We start from the raw sequence: 23,062 nt of genomic DNA on the forward strand, positions 1-23,062 counted from the left end.
CCGGCGGTGAGGACCGCCGGGGCCTACGGGGGATGAGGCCGGCTCAGCCGGCCGTGCAACGCAGCATCACCAGCGGCGGATTGGCCAGGAAGTCCGCCCAGAAGTCCGCGCCGAACGCGGCGGCACCCTCCTGCGGCACCTCCAGCGGCACCCAGGTGACACCGGTGAAGCCCGCCTGCCGCAGGGCGCCCTCGTAGACCTCGCGCCGCGGGTAGTTGGTCACGAACTCGATGGGCGAGTCCAGCAGCGCCGTGATCCGCACCCGCGGGCCCACCTCGCCCTCGCCCACCGGCTCGTAGCGGAAGCCGTACTTGTCCGTCGGCGGCCCGTCGAAGCGGAAGTCCGGAGCCTGCGTGAGGACGAAGAACTCCCCGCCCGGCCGCAGGTTGCGGTGCACACCGCGGCACATCCACTCCATCGTGGCCGCGTCGTCGGCGTAGTTGAGCAGGTACACCGCCGTCGCCACGTCGAAGCGCCGGTCGAAGACGGGCAGATCGGCGCCGTCGGCGACCTGGTAGCGCACCCCCAGGGGGCTGCGCTCCTCGATGGCCCGGGCCGCGGCCACCATCCCGTCGGAGACGTCGACGCCGAGGACGTCCGCCGCGCCCAGCCGCTTGGCCTGCCGGGTGTAGAAGCCGGTGCCGCACGCCAGGTCCAGCACCGAGCGGCCGCTCAGGTCGCCGAGCATCCGCACGAAGCTGCCGCTCTCGGGGTACCGGGCCATGGGCAGCGACTTGAAGCCCTCGTAGGCCTCGCCGATGTCGTCGTACTGCTGGACGGTCATATGACTTCCTTTTCGAGGGGGGTGTCGGAGGTGACGGCCGCGAGCACGGGATCGCGGCGCAGCCGGCCGCCGGCCAGGGCCATGCGCCGGCCCTGGTGCCGGGCGGCCGCCAGCGCCTGCGCCGTGGGCAGGGCCCCCGCCGACCGGGGGTGCGACGTGCCGTACGGATTGCCGCCCGCCGCGAACACCGCGGGGTCGGTGTAGCCGGGCGGCACCACCACGGCGCCGCCGTGGTGCAGGACGTTGTTCAGGGCGAGCAGCGCCGACTCGCTGCCCGCGTGCGGCCTGGGCGTGCCGGCGAATCCGGCGGCCGGCTTGCCCGCCAGCGGCCCCGGGCCGCTCTCGGGCTCCAGCGACTGGAGGAAGCCCAGCAGGGACGCGGCCAGGGCTCCCGACCGCACGCGGGCACCGAAGAGCAGCGAGTCCGCCCACGCCACGTCGTCCGCGGCGACGACGGCCGCCGCGGGGGCACCGCTCGTGGGGCCGGGCAGGCCCGCCGCCCGGGGGGCCGCCGGCCCCGCCAGGCGGCGCAGCCGCACCTCCGCCCCCAGCTCACGGGCGCCCGCCGCGCACTCCTGCGCCAGCATCCGGACCGTCTCGTCCTCGGCGCAGTGGACGACCGTGACCCGGGCGCGCCCGTGGGCGTCGCCCGCCCGGGCGGCGCGCTGCACCTGGGCCGTCGTGGCGGCCAGCCGGTGGCCGGCCGACCACGCGGCGGCCAGGTCGCCCTCCCCGACGACGCCGTCGCGCGCCGAGGTGACCGCCAGCCCGTACGGATTGCCGCCCGTCGCCATGGCCTCGGCGCCGGCGGGGTCCGGGCCCAGTGCCCATGAACCCCAGTGGTAGACCGACTGATAGAGCGCCAGCAGAGTGGCCTCGCGCCCGCCGTGCAGACAGGTCGCCGCCGTCATGCCGGTCACGATCCGGTCGGCGAGCAGCCCCTGGGCCCACAGCGGCGAGGTGCTCTCCAGGAACCGCTTGAACGGCGAGGAGGGGTTGCCGAAGTACGTGGGCGCGGCCAGCACCAGACCGTCGGCCCACAGCACGTCCTCCGGCGCGGCCTCCGGCTCCGGCCACTCCGTGAGCGCCTTGTCGTCGGCGACCCCCAGCAGCCGCACCTGCGCGCCGTACGCGCGGGCCCCCTCGGCGGCGGCCTCCGCCAGGGCACGCATCGTGCCGCGCCGGCTGTGGTAGACGACGGCCACCTTCGGGGTCACGGCGCCTCCTCCGGCTCCCCGGCGCCGGCGAGCGGGCGGGAGCGCAGCACCAGCCGGACGTCGTCGCCGAGCCGGGCGACCTCGTCCAACTCCAGCCGCAGCGCCTCGCTCAGCGTGCCGGCGCCGAACCCGTCGAGCACCGCGCGCCCCCCGCCGCCGAGCAGCACCGGCGCGACGTAGGCCACGACGCGGTCGAGCATGCCCAGGGAGGCGAACTCGGCCGCGAGCCGTGCGCCGCCCTCCAGCAGGACGGAGCGCAGCCCCCGCTCGTACAGGGCGGCCGTCAGGGCCGTGAGGTCCAGCCGGCCGCCGGTCTCCGGGAGGGCCAGGACCGTGTGCCCGTTCGGCAGTCCGGGCCGCGCGGCCGACTCGCCGACCACCACGAGGGTCGGGGCGGCGTCGTCCAGGACCCGCGCCCCGGGCCGGATGCTCCCGGTCCGGTCCAGCACGATCCGCAGCGGCGGCTGCCCGGAGACGCCGTGGCGCAGCCCCAGGTGGGGGTCGTCCTCGCGGAGCGTGCCCGAGCCGACCAGGACCGCGTCGTGCGTGGCGCGCAGCCCGTGGGCATCGGCCCGGGACTCCGGGCCGGTGATCCAGCGCGAGGTGCCGTCGGGTGCGGCCGAGCGGCCGTCGAGCGTCCCGCCGAACTTCCACGTCACGCACGGCCGGCCGAGCCGGGTCGCGGTCAGCCAGAGCTCGTTGGCCCGCTCGGCCTCCTCGCGCAGCACGCCGCCCACGACCTCGACGCCCGCGGCGCGCAGCCGCTCGGCGCCGCCCGCGTGGCCGGGCACGGGGTCCGGGACCGCGTACACCACGCGGGCGACCCCGGCGGTCAGGAGGGCGTCCGCGCACGGGCCGGTGCGGCCCTGGTGCGCGCACGGCTCCAGGGTGACGACGGCCGTCGTGCCCCGCGCGCGGGGCCCCGCGGCGGCCAGCGCCTCGGCCTCGGCGTGCGGGTGCCCCGCGCCCAGGTGCCGGCCCTCCGCCACCGTGGAGCCGTCCGCCCCCAGCAGGACGCAGCCGACGACGGGGTTGGGGCTGGTGCGGCCCAGGCGGGTGACGGCGAGCTCCAGGGCCCGGCGCATGGCCGCCCGCTCGGCGGCTGTGGCGGTGAGCGCCGTCGTCACGGCGTCTCCGCGAGCCGGAAGCCCATCGCGTAGATCTCGCGCTTGTACCAGCCGTGCCGGCGGCGGCAGCGGGCGAGGTCGCCGAAGCGGGTGAAGCTCCCGCCGCGGGCGACGCGGTAGGTGCCCTGGGTGACGGCGAGGTCGTCGGCGATGTCCTCGCCGCCGGGGTAGGCGGCGTAGTCGTCCGCCACGTACTCCTCGACGTTGCCCGCGAGGTCGTGCACGCCGAACGGCGAGCGGCCGGCCGGGAAGATGCCGATCGGCGTCGTCGTCAGCGGCCCCGCCTCGACGGTGTTGGCGGCGCCGGGGCGCCAGTCGTCGCCCCAGGGGAAGTCGCGGCCGTCCCCGCCGGAGGCGGCGTACTCCCACTCGGCCTCGGTCGGCAGCCGGAAGCGGCGCCCGGTCCGGGCCGAGAGCCAGGCCGCGTAGGCGTCGGCGGCCTCGGGGGTCACGGTCCACACGGGGTGGTTGGCGAGCTGCTCCGGGTAGACGCCGAAGCGCCACGCGGTCGGCAGCTCGGTGCGGCCGGTGTCCTCCAGGAACAGCCGGAACTCGGCGTTGGTGACGGGGTGCAGGGCGATCCGGAAGGCCGCGAGGTCCGCCTCGTAGACGGGGCACTCCTTGGCGATCCACTCCTCCTCGACGCCCGCGTGGCGCCAGCGGCCGGTGACCTCGGCCACCTCGCCGGGCGCGAGGCCCAGCCGGACCCGCGCGGCCGGCACGTCGGCCATCGGCGGGTCCTCCGGGCGGATCCGCGGATCGCCGGTCAGCCCGAGGACGGTGCCGGCGGCGTAGCGGCGGGCGAACGGCTCGGCGGGGTCCTCCGCCACCCCGACGAGGACGTCCGGCGCGGCGGCCAGGAGGTCCCGGTGCCCGGCCAGGAGATGCTGCGGGCCCCGTGCGACGAACGCGTCGGGCAGGGCCATGGCGGCCCGGTCGGTCAGGGTGTTGGGGTTGGCGAGGACGACCGGCGGCGTACTGCTGGTCATGGATTACCTTCCGTGGACGGCGGGAACGGGGCTGCCGGCGAGCTCGGCGAGCGGCACCGCGTCGGCCAGGGCCCGGTAGCCCGGGTCGTTGAGGTGGATGTGGTCTCCGCCGTCGAACGAGGCCCGGACCCGCTGCGGGTCGGCCGGGTCGCGGACGGCCGCGTCGAAGTCGGCGACGGCGTCGAAGTCGGCGCGGGCGGCGGGGGAGCGCAGGGCGGCGTTGACCTCGGTGCGCGCCTTCTCGGCCTCCGGGCTGTAGAAGGGCGAGTCCTTGAACGGCGTCAGGGTGCCCACCACGACCCGGATGTGCTGCTCGTGCAGCCGCCGGGCCATGCCGCGCAGCCCGTCGAGGACCTGGGCGGCGCTCGCCCTGGGCTCCAGCTGGAGGTCGTTGATGCCTTCGTAGAGGACGGCGGTGCGCACGCCCGGCCGGTCGATGACGTCGCGCTGGAGCCGCTTCGAGGCGGCCGTGCCGCGCTGCGGCCGGTCGGTCTCGCTGCCGTCGCGCAGGATGCGGTTGCCGCCGAGGCCCTCGTTGAGGACGCCGGTGCCCCGGGTGGCCGGGTCGGCGGTGAGCCTGCGGGCGAGGGCGTCGGTCCAGCGGGCGTTGCCGTCGAGGGTGGACTTCACGCCGTCGGTCTGCGAGTCGCCGAGCGCCACCACGGTGCCGCGCGCGCCCTTGCCGCGGACGTCGACGCCGGTGAGGAAGAACCAGGAGGTCTCGGCGCGGGTGAACGCCCCGTTCCCGGCGTCGGCCGCGTGGTCGCCCGGCTCCGAGACGTGGTTGGTCTGCTGGGCGAGCCAGTGCCAGGTCGCGGGACCGGTCGGCTTGGGCAGGTGGACGCTGACCAGCAGGTCGCGGTCGGCGGGCACGTCGAAGGCCACGGGGTCGCTGACGATCTCCGTTCCGACGGGCACGGTCGCCCCGCCGGCCCCGCCGAAGGTGACGGGCCGCAGCGTGCCGGGCACCGGGGCGGGGGACGGCCCCGGGCCGGGCAGCGCGACGGTCGTCCGGCCGAGGGCCAGTGGCGCGCTGCCGTGGGCGTTGGAGAAGCGCAGGCGCAGCTCGCCGCCGGCGGCCGAGGTGTGCACGACCATGCGCACGGTGCGGTTGTCCAGGCCCTCCTTGGAGATGCCGTCGGGGGCGGCGGGCGCGGGAGCCGTGCCCCAGGTGCCGGTCCAGCTGCTCGCGTCGGCGGCCTGCGCGGACGGCGTTCCGAGCAGCATGCAGGAGAGCAGCGCGGCCGTTCCCGCCGCGGCGGTGCGCCGGATGGCGGTACGGCTCACCGGCCCTCACCCTCGGTGCGGCGGAAGGTGCTGACGAGGTACGTGAGGTCGCCGACGGCCCGGGGCACCTGGTGGGAGGCGACGAGGGCGAAGCCGTACTGCCCGACGAGGCCGGTCAGTTCCTGCTCGGTGAACTCGCGGTAGAGGCGGTTGCCGGCGTTGGCGTACAGGCCCCCCTTGCCGCCCGTCGCGTGGAAGACGGAGAGGGTGAGCAGGCCGCCGGGGCGCAGCAGTTCGTGGATGCGCCGCAGGTACGCTCCGTACGCCTCGGGGTGCTGGTGGTGGAAGCAGCCGTTGTCGAGCACCGCGTCGTACTCGGCGGCGCCCGGCAGGTCGAGCGCGGCCGTGGCGAAGAAGCGGGCCCGCCCCGGGTGCTGCCCCGCGAGGGTCTCCCACTCGGGGGAGGCGACCAGGTCGATGCCGGTCACGCGGTGCCCGCCCGCGAGGAGGATCCCGGCGTCACGGCCGTGGCCGGTGCCGATGTCGAGGACGTGCGCGGCGGGGCTCGCAGGGCTCTCAGGGCTCTTGGGGGTTTCCGCTCCCGGCCGGGCGCGCAGGGCGTCCATGAGCAGGCGCGGGGCCTGCCGCATCGCCTCCTCGCCGGTCCAGATGTCGCGTCCGCCGGCGTAGTGGTCGACGAAGTCGCTGCGCAGGACGTCGGCGTAACGGGTCTCGTCGAGCGGGGTGGCTTCGGTCTGCTCGACCGTGTACCGGTCTGCTATGGAATGGCTTTCGGCCATGGGGGACGGTCCTTCGTCTGCTGGAGCTCGGGTGTGTGATCGGTGCCGGGCGCGTGCGGGCATGGGTCGCGGGGAAGGCGGGCGCAGCCCTCGCCTTCCCCGCGACCGGTCCGTGGCGCCCCGTCCTAGACGGAGGGCGTGTAGTACACCCGGCCGTCGTAGGACGACGCGGCGAAGGCCTTGCGCTCCGCGTCCCAGGTGAGGGACGAGATGCCCGCGGTGGTCGGGCGGACGACGGCGGTCCACTCACCGGTGGTGCGGTCGTAGAGCGCGATGCGGCCGTTGTAGCTGCCGGAGGCGACCACGCGGCCGTCGCCCGAGGCGGCGACGCACTTGATCGAGTGGGTGTGCGGGGTGTCGAGGACCTCGGCGCGCTGCTCCGGGTCCCAGATGCGCAGCTTCAGGTCGCGGCTGACGCTGGCGAACCAGCCGTCGCCCAGGCCCGCGCAGCCGTTGGCGATCCGGTCGTGCGCGTCCTCGATCGTGGTGACCTTGGAGAGGTCGGAGGTGCGGTACCAGGTCGCGGAGGCGTCGGCGGCCACGGAGAAGATGAGGTCGCCGGAGACCGCGACGCCCTTGACGGCGTTGGTGTGCAGCGGCAGGTCCGCGACGTGCTCGGCCTCGCCGGCGCCGGTCAGGTGCAGCAGCAGGCCCTCGCCGGTGTAGGCGCCGACCACGGCGTAGGAGGCGCCGTCGCGCTCGAACGCGGCACCGCAGTTGAGCGGGGAGCGGTGCTGGTGGAGCTCACGGCCCGTCAGGGCGTCGAAGACCTTGCCGAGCTGGCCGCCCGAGAGCACCAGTCCGCCCAGCGGGGTGAGGAAGTTGCACAGGCTGCCGGTTTCCGCGACGACCTCGCCCTCGCGGTGCACGATGCCCGCGTCGCCGATGGTGAGCGCGCCGGAGGCGGTGGGCAGCACGGCGTTGACGCCCTGGGTGGGCGGCACCTCGGCGGTGTCCCAGGTGCGGCCCTCGTAGTCGTAGCCGCGGTAGCCGGCGCCGAAGGTCGCGAAGACCAGCCGGGAGCCGCCGGCGAAGGCGCAGGAGCGGGGCCACACGTCATCGGGCAGGGCGGTGGTGTCCCGCCGCTGGGGCACGCCCGAGGCGACGTCCCAGAGCTGCATGGTGCGGTCGTAGCTGAGGCTGACCAGCAGGTTGCGGGCGTCGTCCAGGACCAGGCGCTTGATGCCCGCCTCGTGGGCCGGCAGCACGGAGCGCTCGGTGGGGCCGACCACGATGATCTGGCCCTCGTCGTTGCCCGCGAAGATGGTGCCGCCCGAGGAGATGGCGATGGTGTCGGTCTCGATGCCGTCCATGTCGAGGTCGGCGATCAGCCCGCCGGTCTCCAGCGACCAGCGCTTGATGGTGCCGTCGTCGCTGGAGGAGATCAGCTCGTCGCTGTCGCGGGCCCACTCCACCGAGATGACGTCGGCGGTGTGGCCGGCGAAGCGGGCGACGAGGGCGCCCGTGAAGTCGTAGACCCGCACCCGGTGGTCCCGGGAGGCGGTGGCTATGAGCTCCTTGGACGGGTGGAAGACCGACATCTCCACGTCGTCCTCCTGGTCGGCGAGGACCGCGACCAGGCGCAGGTCCGGCACCGTCCACAGGCGGGCGGTGTAGTCGCTGGAGGAGGTGACCAGGTGGCGCCCGTCCGGCGAGAACGCGCACTGGTTGGCCAGGTGGTCGTGGAAGGAGCGGGCGAGGGCCGTGCCGGTCCGCTGGTCCCAGCAGATGACCTGGTTGTCGTAGCCGGCGGTGGCGACGTAGGCACCCTGCCACGCCGCGATGCCGCTGATGGGTCCCCGGTGCTGGATCACGCTGTTCCTTCCACGAGTTCGATCGAGTGGCCGCCGTACTCGGCCTTGGCGCGCAGGTAGTGGTCGTTGTTCTCGTTACGGAAGATTCCGGTACGGACCTGCTCCACGACCTCGATGCCGTACGAGGCGAGCTGCGCGGCCTTGTCGGGGTTGTTGGTGTGCAGCCGGATCCGCGTCACGCCGAGCGACTGGAGCATCTGGGCGGCCGAGCGGTAGTCCCGCAGGTCGTCCGAGAAGTTCAGCTCGCGGTTGGCGGCGAACGTGTCGAGGCCCTGGTCCTGCAAGCGGTAGGCGTCGAGCTTGTTGTACAGGCCGATGCCCCGGCCCTCCTGGCGCAGGTACAGCAGGACGCCGCCGGACGCGGCGAGCAGCTGCATCGACTCGGTCAGCTGCGGACCGCAGTCGCACCGCGCGGAGCCGAAGACGTCACCGGTCAGGCATTCGGAGTGCAGCCGGACCAGCGGGACGTCCGCGATCGGTCCGAACTGCACCGCCACGTGCTCGAGACCGTCGCCGAGGCCGCTGAACGTCACCATCTGACCGGGCGTCCAGGCCCCGTCGGCCCGCTGCACGGGAATCTCGACGCGGGCTCTGATGCCCACGGACCCCACCGGCGGTTCCACCGACGCCCCGTGCAACGGGGTGTCCTCCCCATTGAGTGTTTTGGGCACTGCTTCCTCCCGTAGAACGAGCACGCCCCGAACCCCAGGGCGCAGTCACAGCATGGATGCGGAGGGCAGCGCGGACAGCACGGTCCGTACCGGTACGGGTACCGAGATCATTTGACGGCGGTACCGAACCATCCGGTCTGTTGATTGGGAAGACCGAAGCTTTCAGTGCGTCAGTTCTTGCCCGGGAACCGGACGCTTCGGGATCTTCAGCCGGGATTGCGACATTGGGAAACCGGCTGCCCGGTCTGTATTCCGGTTTGGTGGGCCGGCAGGGGCGACCTCCCTGGTGCACGGGCCGCACGGACGATCCTCGCCGGTGCCGGTGCCGTTCCGCCATCAGTCTTTCGGGCTAATCCCCCGTCGGCCGGGAACCGGTGCCGGGCCCCGCGCGGGTACCCCTCCGGCCCGTACCGCGACCTGCGGAACCGCCCCCCGGGGCGGCCCCCGCGCTGCTACCGTCGCGCGGCATGGAGCAGCTCTTCAGCGACGACGAACTCGCCCTCATCACGGAGGCCGCGCAGGAGTCGGGGATGGACCCGCGCGACTGGGTCCGTGCCGTGGTCCTGCAAGTCCTCACCGACGACGCGTACTTGGAGGACGACCCGCCGGCCACGAACGGACACCGCCAGGGGGACGGACGGCCGCCGTACCGGCCGGACATGGAGCACGCCCTCTGGCCGGTCACCACCCACCGCGGCTCCGGCCGCAACATGCACGAGCTGCACCACGCGGGATGCTGGGTACCGAAGGGCGGCGAGGAGACCATGACCACGCCGCAGGCCCGCGAACAGCTCCTCGCCCGCAACGCCCTTCCCTGCGAGGCCTGCCAGCCGGAACGGTTCCTTACCCCGCTGGTCTAGCCGTCCGCCGCAAGTGCTGCCGAGACGCGCGGCGGCCCGCGCACGGACCCCCCGACGGGGCACCCGTGCACGGGCCGCCATTGCGCTTGCCTCGAGTGACGCGGTGGTGCGGAGCGGCGCGAGGCGCTACGAGGCCGCCACCGGTTCGCCCTCGGGAGCGAGCAGCGACGTGACGTGGCCGGCCAGGCCCTTCGCCGTCGGGTAGTTCCACAGGACCGTCACCGGCAGCCGCACCCCGAGCAGCTTCTCCAGCTGGGCGCAGACCCGCATCGACATCACCGAGTCGAGCCCGAGGTCGGTCAGCGGCCGCTCCGGGTCCAGCTCGCCGGCCGGCATCTTCATCTCGCGCGCCAGCCGTCCGGTGATCTCGTCGTGGACACGGGCGGCGAGCTCCTCCGGCGGCAGTTCGCGCCACCGCGCCGGCTCGTCCGAGGCCGGTGCGCCGTCCACGGCCGTAGCCTCCGGGCCGGACGCCGTGGCGTCGCCGGCCGCCGCCCCGTTCTCGTGCAGCGCACCGAAGCGCGTCCCGGGCAGCCAGGCCCTCAACTGCCCCTGCTCGTCGCTGATGACGATGTCCACGGTGTCCGTCGCCGGGTCCACGAGACGGATGTCGACCCAGCCGGTCTCCGGCGCCTCGCCCACCACGCGGACCTCGCGGATGTGGGCGGGCATGCGGACGGTGGGCGGGCCGCCGTAGATGACGGGGACGATGCCGAGCGCGGCGTCGAGCAGCGGCGCCCACGTGACCTGGTCGCCGGGCACGGCGGGCGCGTGCACCCGGGCGCGGATGAGGCCCTCGCCGATGTGCAGCTCCTCGACCGTCCACGGCCAGGCGATGCCCTCCACGCCGATGGCGTCCAGACGGCCGATCACCACCGAGGGATCCGCGGCGGCCAGGCCCGCGGGGGTGGTCACGGAGAGCATGCCCGCCGGGAACGGCGGGGCGTCGGCGGCCATCGTGGACGAGGTGGTGTGGGTCAGCCAGTTGCCCGGCCCGCTCGTCCCGGACGGGCCCGCGGGCCGCGTGCTCAGCCGCAGCGTCAGCCCCTCCTGCACGACCTGCACCTCGCGCGGCGTCGCCAGGGCCACCGGGAACTTCAGGGAGACGTCGAACAGCGCCTTGCTGCCGCCCTGTCCGGGCGCGGCCTCCAGGAAGGTGTGGATGATCGAGGAGGCGGGGACGATCGACGTGCCGTGCAGCGCGTGGCCGCCGGGGAACGGCCGCACGGAGTCGTCCAGATACGTGTTCCAGATGCGCAGCGGCGTCGTGCTCGCCACGTCCACCGGCGGGCCGAGCAGCGTGTGCCCGCTGATGTCGTGCCCGTGGGCGACGACGGCGCCCGCGGGCAGCACCGCGTCGGTCCAGTAGCGGCGGTGCTGCCAGGCGATCGGGGGCAGTTCTGCGAGCGGGCCGTCCCCGTACTGCGCGCTCCAGTCGACCGCGGCGCCGTGGCTGTGCAGCGCGGCCAGGTTCAGCAGCAGCGTGCGCACCTCCGGTTGGTTGCGGCGCAGGGTGTGGGCGACGTGGGCGCCCGCCACCTCCAGGTGGGCCAGGGTCTCGCCGATGGAGTGGGAGACGACCGGGTGAGGTGAGACCTCCAGGAAGCGGCGGTGCCCGTCCTCGGCGGCGGCGGTGACGGCCTGGGCGAGGCGCACGGGGTTGCGCAGGTTGGCCACCCAGTAGGCGGCGTCGTGCGGGGCCCCGGCCCGGGGGTCGTCGAGCGCGGTGCTGTACAGCGGCACCTCGGGCGTACGGGGCTCCAGGCCGGCGAGGGCCTCGCGCAGCGCTTCCGTCAGCGGGTCCATGTGGGCGCTGTGGAAGGCGACGTCGGAGTTGACGGGCCGTACGGGTATGCCCTCCGCGCCCCAGTCGCGGACGAGCGCGGCGACGGCCCCGGCGTCGCCGGAGACCACGGTGGAGCCGGGGGAGGAAGCGATCGCGGCGCAGACCGACGGGTTCCCGTCCAGCCGGTCGGCCGTGTCCTCGAAGGGCAGCGCCACCATCGCCATCGCGCCCTTGCCCGCGACCCGGCGCAGCAGCGCGGACCGGCGCCCGCTCAGGCGCGCGCCGTCCTCCAGGGACAGGGCGCCCGCGGCGACGGCCGCGGCGATCTCGCCCACGGAGTGCCCGATGACGGCGGCGGGCCGGTGCCCGTACGAGCGCCACACCTCGGCGAGCCCGACCTGCACCGCGAAGATCATCGACTGGGCGCGGTCGACGGCTTCGAAGTCGCCGGAGACGATGGCCTGCCGCGGCGAGAAGCCCAGCTCGGTGCGGAAGACGGGCTCCAGACGGTCGATGGCGTCGGCGAACACGGCGTTGTCCGCGAGGAGTTCGCGGGCCATCCCGGACCAGTGCGAGCCGTGCCCGGAGAAGACCCACACCGCGCCGTCGCCGGAGCCCGGGCGGACCGTGCCCTCCGCGACGTTGTCGAGCTCCTGCTCCTCCGTGCCTTCCGCGGCGACGGCCCGCAGGGCGGCCACGAGTTCGGCGCGGCCGTCCGCCACGACGGTGACCCGGTGGTCCAGGTGGGAACGGCGGGAGGCCAGCGTGTGGCCGACCGAGGACAGCGGGGTGTCGGGGTGGCGCTCCAGCCAGTCGGCGAGCCGGCACGCGTACTCCGCGACGCCCGCCCGGTTGCGGTAGGACAGCGGGAACAGCCGCGGCCCGCCCGGCAGCGGCTCCTGCGCCGGCCCCTCGGCGGGCTCGGGCGCCTCCTCCAGGACGACGTGGCCGATCGTGCCGCCGTAGCCGTACCCCGAGACCCCCGCGCGCCGCGGCACGTCGCCCTTGGGCCACACCTGGTGCTCGGTGACCAGCCGCAGCCCCCACTCGTCCCACGGGATGTCCGGGCTGGGCTCGCTCGTGAGGACCGTCGCTGCCATCTCGGCGTTCCGCAGCATCAGCGTGGCCTTGATGATGCCCGCGACGCCCGAAGCCGGCTCGGCGTGACCGATGTTCGACTTCACCGAGCCGATCCAGCACGGCTTGTCGGCGGGCCGGCCCGCGCCGAAGACCGCGTGCAGCCCGGACGCCTCCACCGGGTCGCCGAGCCGGGTGCCCGTGCCGTGCGCCTCGATGTAGCCCGCGGTCGCCGGGTCCAGGCCCGCCTGCTGCCAGGCCAGCCGCAGCAGGTCGCGCTGCGCGTCGGGGTTGGGGGCCATGATGCCGCTGGTGCGGCCGTCCTGCGCGACGGCCGTCCCCTTGATCACGGCCAGTACGCGGTCGCCGTCGCGCGTCGCGTCGGACAGCCGCTTGAGGACGAGCACGCCGCACCCCTCGGCGCGCCCGTAGCCGTCGCCCTCGGCGTCGAAGGGCTTGCTGCGCCCGTCGGGGGAGAGCGCGCCGGCCGCCTCCAGGGTGAGGGTGTAGGCGGGGGAGAGGATGATGTTCACGCCGCCCGCGAGCGCGAGCGAGGTCTCGCCCGTCAGCAGGGACTGGCAGGCCAGGTGGACGGCCACCAGGGAGGCGGAGCAGGCCGAGTCGAGGACGAAGCTCGGCCCGTGCAGGTCCAGCACGTGCGAGACGCGGTTGGCGATGCCGGTCAGCTGGGCGCCGATGCCCGTCCAGGGCTCGATGCGGGGCAGGTCCTCCAGCAGCCGGCGCCCGTAGTCGTCCGAGCAGGTGCCGATGTAGACCCCGGCGTCGGATCCGGCCACGGAGCGCGGCGCCATCCCGGCGTTCTCCAGCGCCTCCCAGGCCACTTCCAGGACCAGCCGCTGCTGGGGGTCCATCAGCTCGACCTCGCGCGGGGCGATGCCGAAGAACTCGGCGTCGAATCCATCGACGGCGCCGAGGAAGTTTCCCGGCCGCTCGGCCCTGCGCAGGGCCTCGGTGAATTCCGGGCTGATCCGGGTGTAGGCGCGCCAGCGGTCCTCCGGGGTGGATTCCACCGAGACCTTGCCGCCGGCCAGGAAGTCCCAGAAGGATTCAGGTGAGTCGATGCCGCCGGGGAAACGGCAGCCGATGCCGACGAGGGCCACTGATTCTTGAATGGGCATGCGGGTCAATTCCGTTCGTCGCTACGGGCACGGAGGCAAGACAGGGCTTACGCACGAGTGAATTCTTGATGGTTTCTTGATGCGTTATGCGGTCCTCGTACAACGTTCACACGCCGGGTATGGGCGGTCCATGCAGGGCGGTGGACGTTGTCAACTCGGGGAGTGCAACGTCTGCTGCGGGAACGTCACGACCCGGCGGGAAGAGAGGGGTTACCAGCGGTCACCCTCGGTTTCAGGCCAGGAAAAGCGGCCGGTACGCGGCCGATTTTGCAGTACGTTCCGCTGTGTCCCATGATTGTGACCGCGCATCAGGCGGAGGCCGGCGCTTCACGAGTGCGTGGTGCACGCGTTCTCGTTGAACAGTCAACCGGCGGGTGGCGAGCACAGGCTCCGCCCGGCCGGAAACCCATCCCTATTCTCTGAGCAGGCAAAGGCAGCATGCCCGTCCATCAGCTATCGGACCTCATACGTTATGTCCGTCACAACTCCCCGTTCTACGCGGACCTCTACGCGGACCTCCCGCCGGACGTGGACTGCCTCACCGATCTCCCGGTGGTCGGGCAGAGCGATTTCTGGGCGGCCAACACCCTCCACGGCAATCGCGTCCTGACCGCCCCGCTCGACGAGGCCTCGGTCTTCAAGACCGGCGGCACCACCGGGGCCCCGAAGTTCTCCTGCTTCACCCGCGAGGAATGGACGGAGTTCGTGACCGCCTTCGGCCACGGCCTCGTCGACGCCGGGCTCCGCCCCGGCCACCGCGTCGCGGACCTCTTCTACGCGGGAGAGCTGTACGCCAGCTTCCTCTTCATCCTCGACTCCCTCTCCCACGCGCCCGTCAGCAGCGTCCGCCTGCCCATCGGCGGCGGCGCCCCGCTGGAGACGACCGTCCCCACCCTGCGCGACTTCGCCGCCCAGGTCATCGCCGGCACCCCGACCACCCTGTGCCGCCTCGCCGAGCACCTGATCGCCGACGGCGAGCAGCTGGCCGACGTCGAGCTGCTGTTCTTCGGCGGCGAGGCCCTCTTCGACGACCAGCGCCGCCTGCTGGCCCGTGCCTTGCCCAACGCCGAGCCCCGCTCGCTCGGCTACGCCAGCGTCGACGCCGGCCTGCTCGGCCGCCCCGTGCCCGGCCCGGACGCCCGCACGCACCGCGCCTTCACCCCGCACACCGTCGTCGAGATCCTCGACGACGCCACGGACGAGCCCATCCGCGAGGCGGGCCGCGCCGGCCGCGTCGTCGTCACCCAGCTCTTCCGCCGCCTCATGCCCGTCATCCGCTACCCCGCGGGCGACCGGGCCGAGTGGACCGACCCCGAGGCCGGTGTCTTCCGCATCCTCGGCCGCGCCGAAGAGGGCGTGCGCGTCGGCCCCGTCTCCCTCTACTCGCAGGACGTCCAGGCCGCCGTCGCCACCGCCGACACCGACGGCCGCGTCGTCGGCATGCAGCTCGTCGTGCGCCGCTGGGACGGCCGCGACGGACTCGTCCTGCGCCTCGCCACCGCCCCCGGCGATGAGGACACGGCCGGGCTCGACGTCCTCGCCAAGGCCGTCGTGGCAGCGCTCGAAGAGGCCCGCCCCTTCTACCCCGACGCCGTCACCACCGGCTTCGTCCACCCCCTCGCCGTCGAGTGGGTGCGCCACCGCGACCTCGCCGTCAACCCGCGCTCCGGCAAGCTGACCCGCGTCATCGACGAAAGGCCCACGGCATGACCGCCGCCCCCGCGGCCGGCCGCAGGCTGCCGCTCGTCCTGCGCAACCGCGCCTTCGGCGCCGTGTGGTTCGGCCAGGTCCTCACGCAGGCCGCGGTCCGCATGTTCCAGGTCGGCGTCTCCTGGTGGCTCGTCGCCTACGCGGTCTCCGGCGGCAACGGCCTCGCCTCCGGCCTCTTCATGGCCGTCAGCACCGTGCCCGCCGTCGCCCTCGCCCCCGTCGTCGCCCGGTCCATCGCCCGCTTCGCCCACCGCTCGGTGCTGCGCACCGCGGCCGGCGGCGCCGCCGTGGCCGCGACGGCCCTCGCGATCTGGGCGTACGCCGGCGACCTGCCGATCGTTGCGGCCTACGCCGCGACCCTCGCGCTCGCCACCTGCCAGGCCTTCTTCGACCCCTGCCTGACCACCTCCGTCCCCGAACTCGTCGACGACGAGGACATCGAGGCCGCGACCGGCTTCGAACTGTCCACCCAGTCCCTCGCGAGCCTCGGCGGAGCCCTCCTCGGCGCCCTCATCGTCGACCGCGCCGGCATCCCCGGCCTCGCCGCCGGGTGCGCCACCGCCTACGCGGCCGCCGCCGTGCTCATCGCGACCGTCCGGTTCCGCACCCCCGCCGGTGCCGGCGACGACGCGGAAGCGGGCGACGGGGCCGGGCCGCGCACGCTGCGCCAGGTCCTGGCCGGACTGCCCTTCGTCCGCGCCATCCTGATCTGCTTCACCGCGGCCAACCTCTTCACCACCGCCGTGTTCATCGTCATGCCGCTGTACACCAAGTCGGTGCTGCACGGCGACGGCGCCACGGTCGCCCTGCTGGAGGCCGCGCTCGGCACCGGCACCCTCATCGGCTCCTTCACCGGCGCGCGCGTCCCGGGCCGCCCCACCGCCGTCGGCTCCGCCTGCCTCGGCGCGATGGCCGTCGCCCTCGCCGTCCCCGGCCTCGTCGGCGAACGGCCCGTCATCGCGGGCGCCCTCGCCGTGACCGGCTGGTGCGTCGGCGTCATCGGCGTCCGCTTCGTGGCGCTCTTCCAGCGCCTCGTGCCCACCGGCGACAAGCCCGCATTCTTCGCCGTCATGCAGGCCGTGCTCGGCGCCACCTTCCCCGTGGCCTCGCTGCTGTTCGGCCTCCTGGGCGACCACCTGTCCGCCCAGACCCTGTGCCTGATCCAGGCGGCCGGCCTCGTCCCGGCGGCGTTCGCACTGGCGCTGCTCCGTGAACCCGCCGCGGCCGCGGAGACGGACGAGCCCGGGACGGACGAGCCCGGGACGGGCAAGTCCGTGACCGACGGGGCCGAGCTTCACGGGCCCGACGCGGAGGCACCGGTTCCGGCCGGCGCCGCCACGGGAGGCACGAGGTGAGCGCCCCCGTCGTCCCAGCCGTCGAGCAGGCCGCGCCCGGTGACATCGCCGAGCTCCGCCAGCTCTACTACGCGGTCTACGGGCCGCACTACCCCACGGCGTTCGGCACCGACCCCGCCGTGATGGCCCGGCTCATCGAGGACCCGCACACCCTCTGGCTCGTCACCCGCTGCCCGCGCACCGGCGCCCTCACCGGCTCCGCCGCGGTGCACGGCGAGCCCGGCAGCCGCCTCGGCCGCCTCGAAGGGCTCGCCGTCCACCCCGATCAGCGCGGCTCGGGGATCGCCGGACTGCTCACCGACGCCCTGTGCCGGCGCACGCTGGACGCCGGCCGCCTCGACTCGGTCTACGCCACGGTCCGCACCGTCAGCGCCGGCCCGCAGCGCGTCGTCAGCCGCCACGGCTTCCGCCCCATGGGCGTCCTGCCCAACGCCGTGGACCTCGACAGCCGCGAGAGCCTCGCGCTCTACGCGCGTTACTCGCCCGGCGTCCTGGAGCGGCGCGCCCCCATATCCGACGTCCCCGGCCCTCTCATGCCGCTGTTGCGCACGGCGGAGCGGACCCTGGGCATCAGCTACGCGGACACGTGCGTCACCGCCCCGTCCCCGGCCCCGGCCCCGGCGGCGACCGCACCAGCGGCCTCCGAGCTGGAGATGATCGAGGCGCCGGCGTTCGTCCGCCGCCGCTTCCGCGACCGCTTCCCCGACGCCACGCACTGGTTCTACCCCCTGCACACCCCCAACGTGCTGCTCGTGCCCGGTGACGGCAGCTTCGAGGTCTACGCCTGCCTCAACCGGGCCGGCGGCTACGGCGCGCTGGTGGCCGGTCACCCCGGCCCGGCCGTCGCGGCCGCCCACCTCGAACCGATCACCCGCGCCCTGACCCGTGCCGGAGCCGGCTACGTCGAGGCGCTGCTCCCGCTGGACCGGCACGACCTGCTCTCCGCGGGCCTCGCCCAGGGCTTCATCCCCAGCGCCCTCTACCCGGCCATGCGCCGGGAGGGCGACGGCTTCCACGACTACGTCGTGATGTCCCGGACCACCGAGCAGATCGACTTCCGCGGCCTGGTCGCCGACGCGGCCCTGCAGCCCTTCCTGGATTCCTACGTGTCGGCCTGGGCGTCGACGTATCTGCCCTCACGCGAGGTTGCCTCATGACACTCACCGCACCCCTCAACCCCCATCTCGCCCCGGTCACCGTCCCCGACCCGGACGCGCTCGCACACGTCCAGCAGTTGTGCGACCTGACCGACCCGTACACCTCCGGCCCCGCCGAGGAGGAGCTGTTCGCCGCGGCCATGGCCGAGAGCCACGCCTGGCACCGCGAGCGCTCCCCGTTCTTCCGCGACCTGCACACGGCCACGGCGGAGGACGCGCCCTACCGCGCGCCCCTGGTCCACGCCAACTTCTTCAAGCGCCACGAAGTGCTGTCCATCCCGCGTGAGGACGTCCACCTGCACCTGACCTCGTCCGGCACCACCGGGCAGAAGTCGCAGATGTTCTTCGACGAGTGGACCATCCGCTCCGCCCAGCGCATGGTCGCCCGCATCTTCGAGCGCAACGGCTGGATCACCCCCGAGCAGCCCGTCAACTACCTGCTCTACAGCTACGAGCCGGCCCGCGACCTCAAGCTCGGCACGTCCTTCACGGACAACTACCTGTGCGACTTCGCCCCGGCCCGCCAGGTCGAGTACGCCCTGCGCAACACCGGCGGCGGCCACGAGTTCGACCCCTTCGGCTGCATCGCCGCCCTGCGCCGCTTCGCCGAGGACGACACCCCCGTCCGCATCCTCGGCTTCCCCGCCTTCCTCTGGTTCACCCTGGAGCGCATGCGCGCCATGGGCCTGCCGCCCCTCCGGCTGCCCGAGGACTCGCTGATCATCCTCGGCGGCGGCTGGAAGGGCCACACCGACCAGCAGATCGGCAAGCACGAGCTCTACGCCCGCGTCACCGAACAGCTCGGCATCCCCTCCGAGCGGATCCGCGACACCTTCGGCTCCGTCGAGCACTGCATCCCGTACATCGAGTGCTCCCACCACAACCTGCACGCGCCGGTGTGGTCCCGGGTGTTCATCCGCTCCACCCGCACCCTCGAACCGCTGCCGTACGGCGAGAAGGGCTATCTGCACCTCGTCTCCCCGTACATCACCTCCGTGCCCGCCCAGAGCGTCGTCATGGGCGACCTCGCCTCCCTCCACCCCGGCGAGGAGTGCGGCTGCGAGCTGGAGACGCCGTGGTTCACCATCCACGGCCGCGCCGGAGTGAGCCGCAACAAGAGCTGCGCGGTGGCCGCCGCCGAGCTGATGAAGGGAATGTCATGACCGAGAACGGGCTTTCGATGCATCACCACTACTGGCAGGGCGCCTTCATCGGCGACGACGAGGCCGCACGCCGCCTTCAGACCCTGCCCGCCGCCGTCGAGGCGGCCCTCGCCGCGCCGCTCGACACCGAGACCGTCCTCGCCGCCTGCGACACCCTGGCGAAGGCCCTGCGCGACCCGGCCCACCCGGTCCGCGCCCGGCTGGCGCCCCACGTGCCCGTCGGCGAGGACGCCGCCGCCCTCCTCGGCGAGCTCGCCGCGTTCCTGGACCGCGGCGCGCTCAGCCGCAAGCTCCGCCGCGAACTGGGCGGCACCGCGCCGCAGCGCCTGACCCGCCCCGACGCCAAGGAGACCGTCTACGAGGCGTGGGCCCCCGTCGGCCTCGTCGCCCACATCGCCCCCGGCAACGCCGCCACCGTCGCCCCCCTCAGCCTCATCGAGGGCCTCCTCGCCGGCAACGTCAACATCCTCAAGACGAGCAGCGCCGACACCCTCCTCGCCCAGCACCTCCTCGCCGAGCTCGCCGCCCTGGACCCGAGCGGCGCCCTCGCCGAGCGCGTCATCGTGCTGCGCTTCTCCTCCGGCCGCCAGGACTGGCTGAAGCTCATGTGCGCCCCGGCCGACGCCGTCGCCGTCTGGGGCGGCGAAGCCGCCGTCGAGGGCGTCGCCGCCCACGTCCCGGCCGGCTGCCGGCTCGTCGAGTGGGGCCACAAGATCTCCTTCGCGTACCTCACGCGCGACGCCTGGGCCGACGAGGCGACGCTGGCCGCCCTCGCCGCCGACGTGTGCCTCTTCGAACAGCAGGCCTGCTCCAGCCCCCAGGTCGTCTACCTCGACACCGAGGACGCCGACGAGGTCTTCGCCTTCGCGGAGCGCTTCGCCGCCGTCCTCGCCGGGATGCCGGCGGCCGACGGGGACCCCCTCGACCCCGCCGAGGAGGCTGAGCTCACCACCACCGAGCTCATCGCCCGCCTGGAGGAGCACCTCGGCCTGACCCGCGTCCACGCCGCCCCCGACGGCTCCTGGCGCGTCATGGCCGACACCCGCCCGGCGCTCACCGCCTCCCCGTTGCACCGCAGCGTGTGGGTCAAGCCCCTGCCGCGCAAGGGCCTCATCGGCGCCCTGCGCCCCATGCGCCGCTACCTCCAGACCGCCGGCATCGCCGGCAGCCGCACCGACGTCGCGGAGCTGTCCGCCACGGTCCTCGCCGCCGGCGCCACCCGCGTCACCCCCGTCGGCGCCATGACCGCCGGCTACTCCGGCGAACCCCACGACGGCGTCTACGCCCTCCAGCGCTACAGCCGCCGCGTCGCCGTCCAGGCCGACGAGCGCTTCGCCACGACCGCCTGCCTCGACGACCTGGCCCGCACCCCTGACTTCCCGGCGCCCGCCGGGCCGCTGCTGGACAAGGCGGCCGTCCAGGACCGCAACCGCGAGGTCGCCCGCGGCGACGCCGAGCTGTACTTCCGCAGCGGCGGCAGCACCGGCGCCCCGGCCCTGTCCCTCTTCAGCTGGGACGACTACGACACCCAGATGCACGCCGCCGCCCGCGGCCTGCTCGCCGCCGGCTACGACCCGGCCCGCGACCGCACCGCCAACCTCTTCTACTGCGGCGGCATGTACGGCAGCTTCATCAGCTTCTTCTCCATCCTGGAGCGGCTGGGCGGCGTCCAGATACCCATGGCCGCGGGCCCCGACCACCGCGCCACCGCCGAGGCCGTCATCGCCCACGAGGTCGACACCCTCTTCGGCATGCCCTCCTACCTCTGGCAGCTCCTGCACGAGCAGGAGGACGCGCTGCGCTCGTACGGCGGCATCCGCAAGATCTTCTACGGTGGCGAGCACTTCACCGAGGAACAGCGCCGCACCCTCGCCGACACCTTCGGCATCGAGGTCATCCGCTCCATCACCTACGGCAGCACCGACCTCGGCCCGCTCGGCTACCAGTGCGCCGAGAGCACCGGCAGCGTCCACCACCTCCACGCCGACCTGCACACGCTGGAGATCCTGGACGTCGCCGCCGACGAGCCCGTAGAGCCGGGGGAGACCGGGCGCCTGGTCTTCACCACCCGCGCCCGCCGCGGCCAGCAGCTCGACCGCTACGTCATCGGCGACCTCGGGCGCGCCCTGCCCGGCCGCTGCCCCTGCGGCAGCCGGGCCCCCCGGTTCGAGCTCCTCGGCCGGCTCGGCGACGTGATGCGCGTCGCGACGTACTTCCTCAACTACCGCCGCTTCGTGGCGATCGCCGAGGAGAGCCTGCGCTTCGTCGGTGAACTCCAGGTCGTCCTGGACAACGACGGCCCCCGCGAGGGGCTCACCGTCCGCATGGAGCGCACGGAGGCGACCGACGCCGCCGCGGCCCGGGACGCCTTCCTGTCCGGCTACCCCGAACTGCGCACGGCCGTCGACGAGAAACTGCTCGACCTGACGGTCGAAACGGTCGACGGCGCGTCCCTCCACCGCACCCCGGCCAGCGGCAAGCTGCGCACGGTGGTGGACAACAGGTAAAGAGCGGGCACGGGGCCCGTCCGGCCGCACGCGCTGACGCCGGTGATCGCGCATTCCGCCGGGCCCTCGCCGTCGGGTCCCGCCCCGCGCCCTGTCAGGGGCGCGGGGCCTCTCGCCAGTCCGCGGCGAACGCGCGGGCCGGGTTCGTGACGAACACCCCGTGGGCGAAGGACTCGCCCAGTTCCGCCACCAGCGCCGGCCGGAGCCTGCGCAGCAGATACGGCATGCCGGGGCCGTCCGCCGACGAGCGGGCGGCCGCCGTCGTGGTGTCCCCGCCCAGGAGGATCCGGCCCGCGTGACCCGCCCCGGCGAGCGCCGTCAGCGCGTCGAACAGCCGCCAGTCCGTGGCGTGATGGGCGCGTGACGGCCCGTCGAAGGCCAGGAAGGCCCCCTCCGCCGCCGCCCGGAGAGGCACGCGCAGATCAGGGAAGCGGTTGAGGTGGCCGAGCACGACCCGGCCGGGCGGTACGCCCAGCTCCCCGCACAGCAGGTCCAGCACCTCCAGCGCGCCCGTGCCGAGTTCGAGGTGGACGGCGACGGCCGCGCCCGTCGCGTGGTGTGCCTGCGCCGCGGCGGCCATGACGTGCCGGGCGTGGGCGTCGAGGCCGTGGAAGCCCCCGGCGACCTTCACCAGCCCGGCCCGGACCGGGCCCTCCGTCAGGTCCCGGACGAACAGCTCCGCGAGCCGGTCCCGGTCGCGTTCCAGGTACTCCGGTGCGTAGTGCGCCGCCTGGTGCAGCCCCGTCGCGGCGACGACGTGCACTCCCGTGGCCGAGGCCAGCGCCGCGAGGGCGGCCCGCCGCCGCCCCATCCCGCGGGGCGTCCACTGCACCACGGCCCGCCCGCCGAGCGCGCGGAAGGCCCGCAGCTCCTCGCCCGCCGCGTCCACGTCGTCCAGCTCCTGGCCGGGCAGGCGGGGACTGTGCAGGAACAGGTGGTCGTGCGCGTCACAGACCCCCAGCTCCGGCGCGGGGATGTCCCCGAGAACGGTCCGTATGACAGGCCCCATGACGTCTCCTCAGTCCCAGCGTGTAACGGTTCACCCGTTACCGTGATCGACGTGATCACTGTAACGGGTGAACCGTTACGATGCCCGTATGACCGACGAGGACCGCACGGCCTTCCGCTTCGACTGCGGCGCCACCTGGCTCAACCTGCTCGCCACCAGCGGCCGGCACTTCAGCGCGCACCCGGTCGAGCGCCTGGCCACCCCCGAGCGGCTGGCGGAGTGGCTCGACCGCAGCGAGCTGCCGCCCTCCCGGCCGCCCGGCGCGGCGGATCTGCGCCGGGCCCGCGCCCTGCGGGAGACCCTGCGCCCCCTGGCCCTGGCCGTCGTGGAGGAACGGCCGCCGCCGGCCGAGGCCGTTGCGGGACTCACCCGCTTCCTCGGCGAGGAGGGCGACCCCGTACGGCTGGTCGCGGCGGACCGGTTGCTGCGCGAGCCGCCGGCCACCGCCGGAGCGGCCCTCGCACGCATCGCCCGGCAGGCCGCCGATCACCTCACCGGCCCCGAGCGTCACACCCTTTCCGTCTGCCCCGAGCACGACTGCCGGGGCGTCTTCGCCAACCCCACCGGCCGCCGCCGCTGGTGCCCCGCCCCCTCCTGCGCGAGCCGGGGCCGCGTCCGGGCCCTCCGCGAGCGCCGCCGTACGGGGGAGTGAGACCGGGCCCCCGGTACG

At 74.3% G+C, this 23,062-nt stretch carries 17 protein-coding genes; 7 read left to right on the forward strand and 10 right to left on the reverse strand.

Translation table 11 applies throughout. The features are described 5' to 3' along the window. Positions 1-43 precede the first annotated feature (43 nt). The 8 genes from PS271_RS27935 to PS271_RS27970 all read right to left on the reverse strand — a co-directional run bounded on the left by PS271_RS27935 (position 44) and on the right by PS271_RS27970 (position 8,494). The gene (locus PS271_RS27935) at positions 44-784 is read right to left on the reverse strand and encodes a class I SAM-dependent methyltransferase (protein ID WP_398385671.1); all 741 of its coding nucleotides are present in this window, start codon (positions 782-784) and stop codon (positions 44-46) included. After that, positions 781-2,001: a flavodoxin family protein gene (locus tag PS271_RS27940; RefSeq protein ID WP_398385673.1), complete on the reverse strand. Its 1,221-nt coding sequence runs from the start codon at positions 1,999-2,001 to the stop codon at positions 781-783. Before PS271_RS27940 ends, PS271_RS27935 begins: the two co-directional genes overlap by 4 nt. Next, positions 1,998-3,086, reverse strand: coding sequence for a bifunctional diaminohydroxyphosphoribosylaminopyrimidine deaminase/5-amino-6-(5-phosphoribosylamino)uracil reductase RibD (gene ribD / locus PS271_RS27945; protein ID WP_398387094.1), 1,089 nt, complete (start codon positions 3,084-3,086; stop codon positions 1,998-2,000). Before ribD ends, PS271_RS27940 begins: the two co-directional genes overlap by 4 nt. Positions 3,087-3,124: 38 nt before the next feature. Then, positions 3,125-4,117, reverse strand: a complete 993-nt coding sequence (locus PS271_RS27950; RefSeq protein ID WP_398385675.1) for a formylglycine-generating enzyme family protein — start codon at positions 4,115-4,117, stop codon at positions 3,125-3,127. A 3-nt stretch (positions 4,118-4,120) separates the two neighbouring features. Next, positions 4,121-5,404 carry an SGNH/GDSL hydrolase family protein gene (locus tag PS271_RS27955; RefSeq protein WP_398385676.1) on the reverse strand — a complete coding sequence of 428 codons (1,284 nt, stop codon included), beginning with the start codon at positions 5,402-5,404 and terminating at the stop codon, positions 4,121-4,123. Continuing rightward, the gene (locus tag PS271_RS27960) at positions 5,401-6,144 is read right to left on the reverse strand and encodes an SAM-dependent methyltransferase (RefSeq protein ID WP_398385678.1); all 744 of its coding nucleotides are present in this window, start codon (positions 6,142-6,144) and stop codon (positions 5,401-5,403) included. Before PS271_RS27960 ends, PS271_RS27955 begins: the two co-directional genes overlap by 4 nt. 125 nt (positions 6,145-6,269) lie before the next feature. Next, positions 6,270-7,958, reverse strand: a complete 1,689-nt coding sequence (locus PS271_RS27965; protein WP_398385679.1) for a WD40 repeat domain-containing protein — start codon at positions 7,956-7,958, stop codon at positions 6,270-6,272. Next, complete coding sequence (locus tag PS271_RS27970; RefSeq protein WP_398387096.1) at positions 7,955-8,494, reverse strand: GTP cyclohydrolase II RibA; 540 nt, start codon at positions 8,492-8,494, stop codon at positions 7,955-7,957. The genes PS271_RS27965 and PS271_RS27970 overlap by 4 nt, the downstream gene beginning before the upstream one ends. 602 nt (positions 8,495-9,096) lie before the next feature. On the opposite strand from PS271_RS27970, the gene PS271_RS27975 reads away from it, so the two are divergent. Continuing rightward, positions 9,097-9,489 (forward strand): DUF6233 domain-containing protein, encoded by a 393-nt coding sequence (locus PS271_RS27975; protein WP_398385680.1) that lies wholly within the window; start codon positions 9,097-9,099, stop codon positions 9,487-9,489. 126 nt (positions 9,490-9,615) lie between these two features. Here PS271_RS27975 and PS271_RS27980 read toward each other — a convergent pair whose 3' ends face one another. After that, positions 9,616-13,491 (reverse strand): type I polyketide synthase, encoded by a 3,876-nt coding sequence (locus tag PS271_RS27980; RefSeq protein WP_398385682.1) that lies wholly within the window; start codon positions 13,489-13,491, stop codon positions 9,616-9,618. A 438-nt stretch (positions 13,492-13,929) separates the two neighbouring features. On the opposite strand from PS271_RS27980, the gene PS271_RS27985 reads away from it, so the two are divergent. Genes PS271_RS27985 through PS271_RS28005 form a run of 5 tightly spaced genes read left to right on the forward strand, consistent with a single transcriptional unit; the run spans position 13,930 to position 21,383 of the window. Continuing rightward, on the forward strand, positions 13,930-15,201 hold the full coding sequence (locus PS271_RS27985) for a phenylacetate--CoA ligase family protein (protein ID WP_398385684.1): 1,272 nt from the start codon (positions 13,930-13,932) through the stop codon (positions 15,199-15,201). Beyond that, the gene (locus PS271_RS27990) at positions 15,198-16,556 is read left to right on the forward strand and encodes an MFS transporter (RefSeq protein WP_398385685.1); all 1,359 of its coding nucleotides are present in this window, start codon (positions 15,198-15,200) and stop codon (positions 16,554-16,556) included. The genes PS271_RS27985 and PS271_RS27990 overlap by 4 nt, the downstream gene beginning before the upstream one ends. Next, a complete protein-coding gene (locus PS271_RS27995; protein WP_398385687.1) occupies positions 16,553-17,713 on the forward strand; it encodes a GNAT family N-acetyltransferase in 1,161 nt (386 codons plus the stop codon). Before PS271_RS27990 ends, PS271_RS27995 begins: the two co-directional genes overlap by 4 nt. Beyond that, positions 17,710-18,876 (forward strand): LuxE/PaaK family acyltransferase, encoded by a 1,167-nt coding sequence (locus tag PS271_RS28000; protein ID WP_398385688.1) that lies wholly within the window; start codon positions 17,710-17,712, stop codon positions 18,874-18,876. Before PS271_RS27995 ends, PS271_RS28000 begins: the two co-directional genes overlap by 4 nt. Further along, entirely contained in the window at positions 18,873-21,383 is a 2,511-nt protein-coding gene (locus PS271_RS28005; protein ID WP_398385689.1) for an aldehyde dehydrogenase family protein, read from the forward strand. Before PS271_RS28000 ends, PS271_RS28005 begins: the two co-directional genes overlap by 4 nt. 94 nt (positions 21,384-21,477) lie before the next feature. Here PS271_RS28005 and PS271_RS28010 read toward each other — a convergent pair whose 3' ends face one another. After that, positions 21,478-22,392 (reverse strand): phosphotriesterase family protein, encoded by a 915-nt coding sequence (locus tag PS271_RS28010; RefSeq protein WP_398385691.1) that lies wholly within the window; start codon positions 22,390-22,392, stop codon positions 21,478-21,480. An 88-nt stretch (positions 22,393-22,480) separates the two neighbouring features. On the opposite strand from PS271_RS28010, the gene PS271_RS28015 reads away from it, so the two are divergent. Beyond that, entirely contained in the window at positions 22,481-23,044 is a 564-nt protein-coding gene (locus PS271_RS28015) for a CGNR zinc finger domain-containing protein (protein ID WP_398385692.1), read from the forward strand. Positions 23,045-23,062: the final 18 nt, after the last annotated feature.

This window comes from Streptomyces sp. SCA2-17 (genome assembly GCF_044336695.1).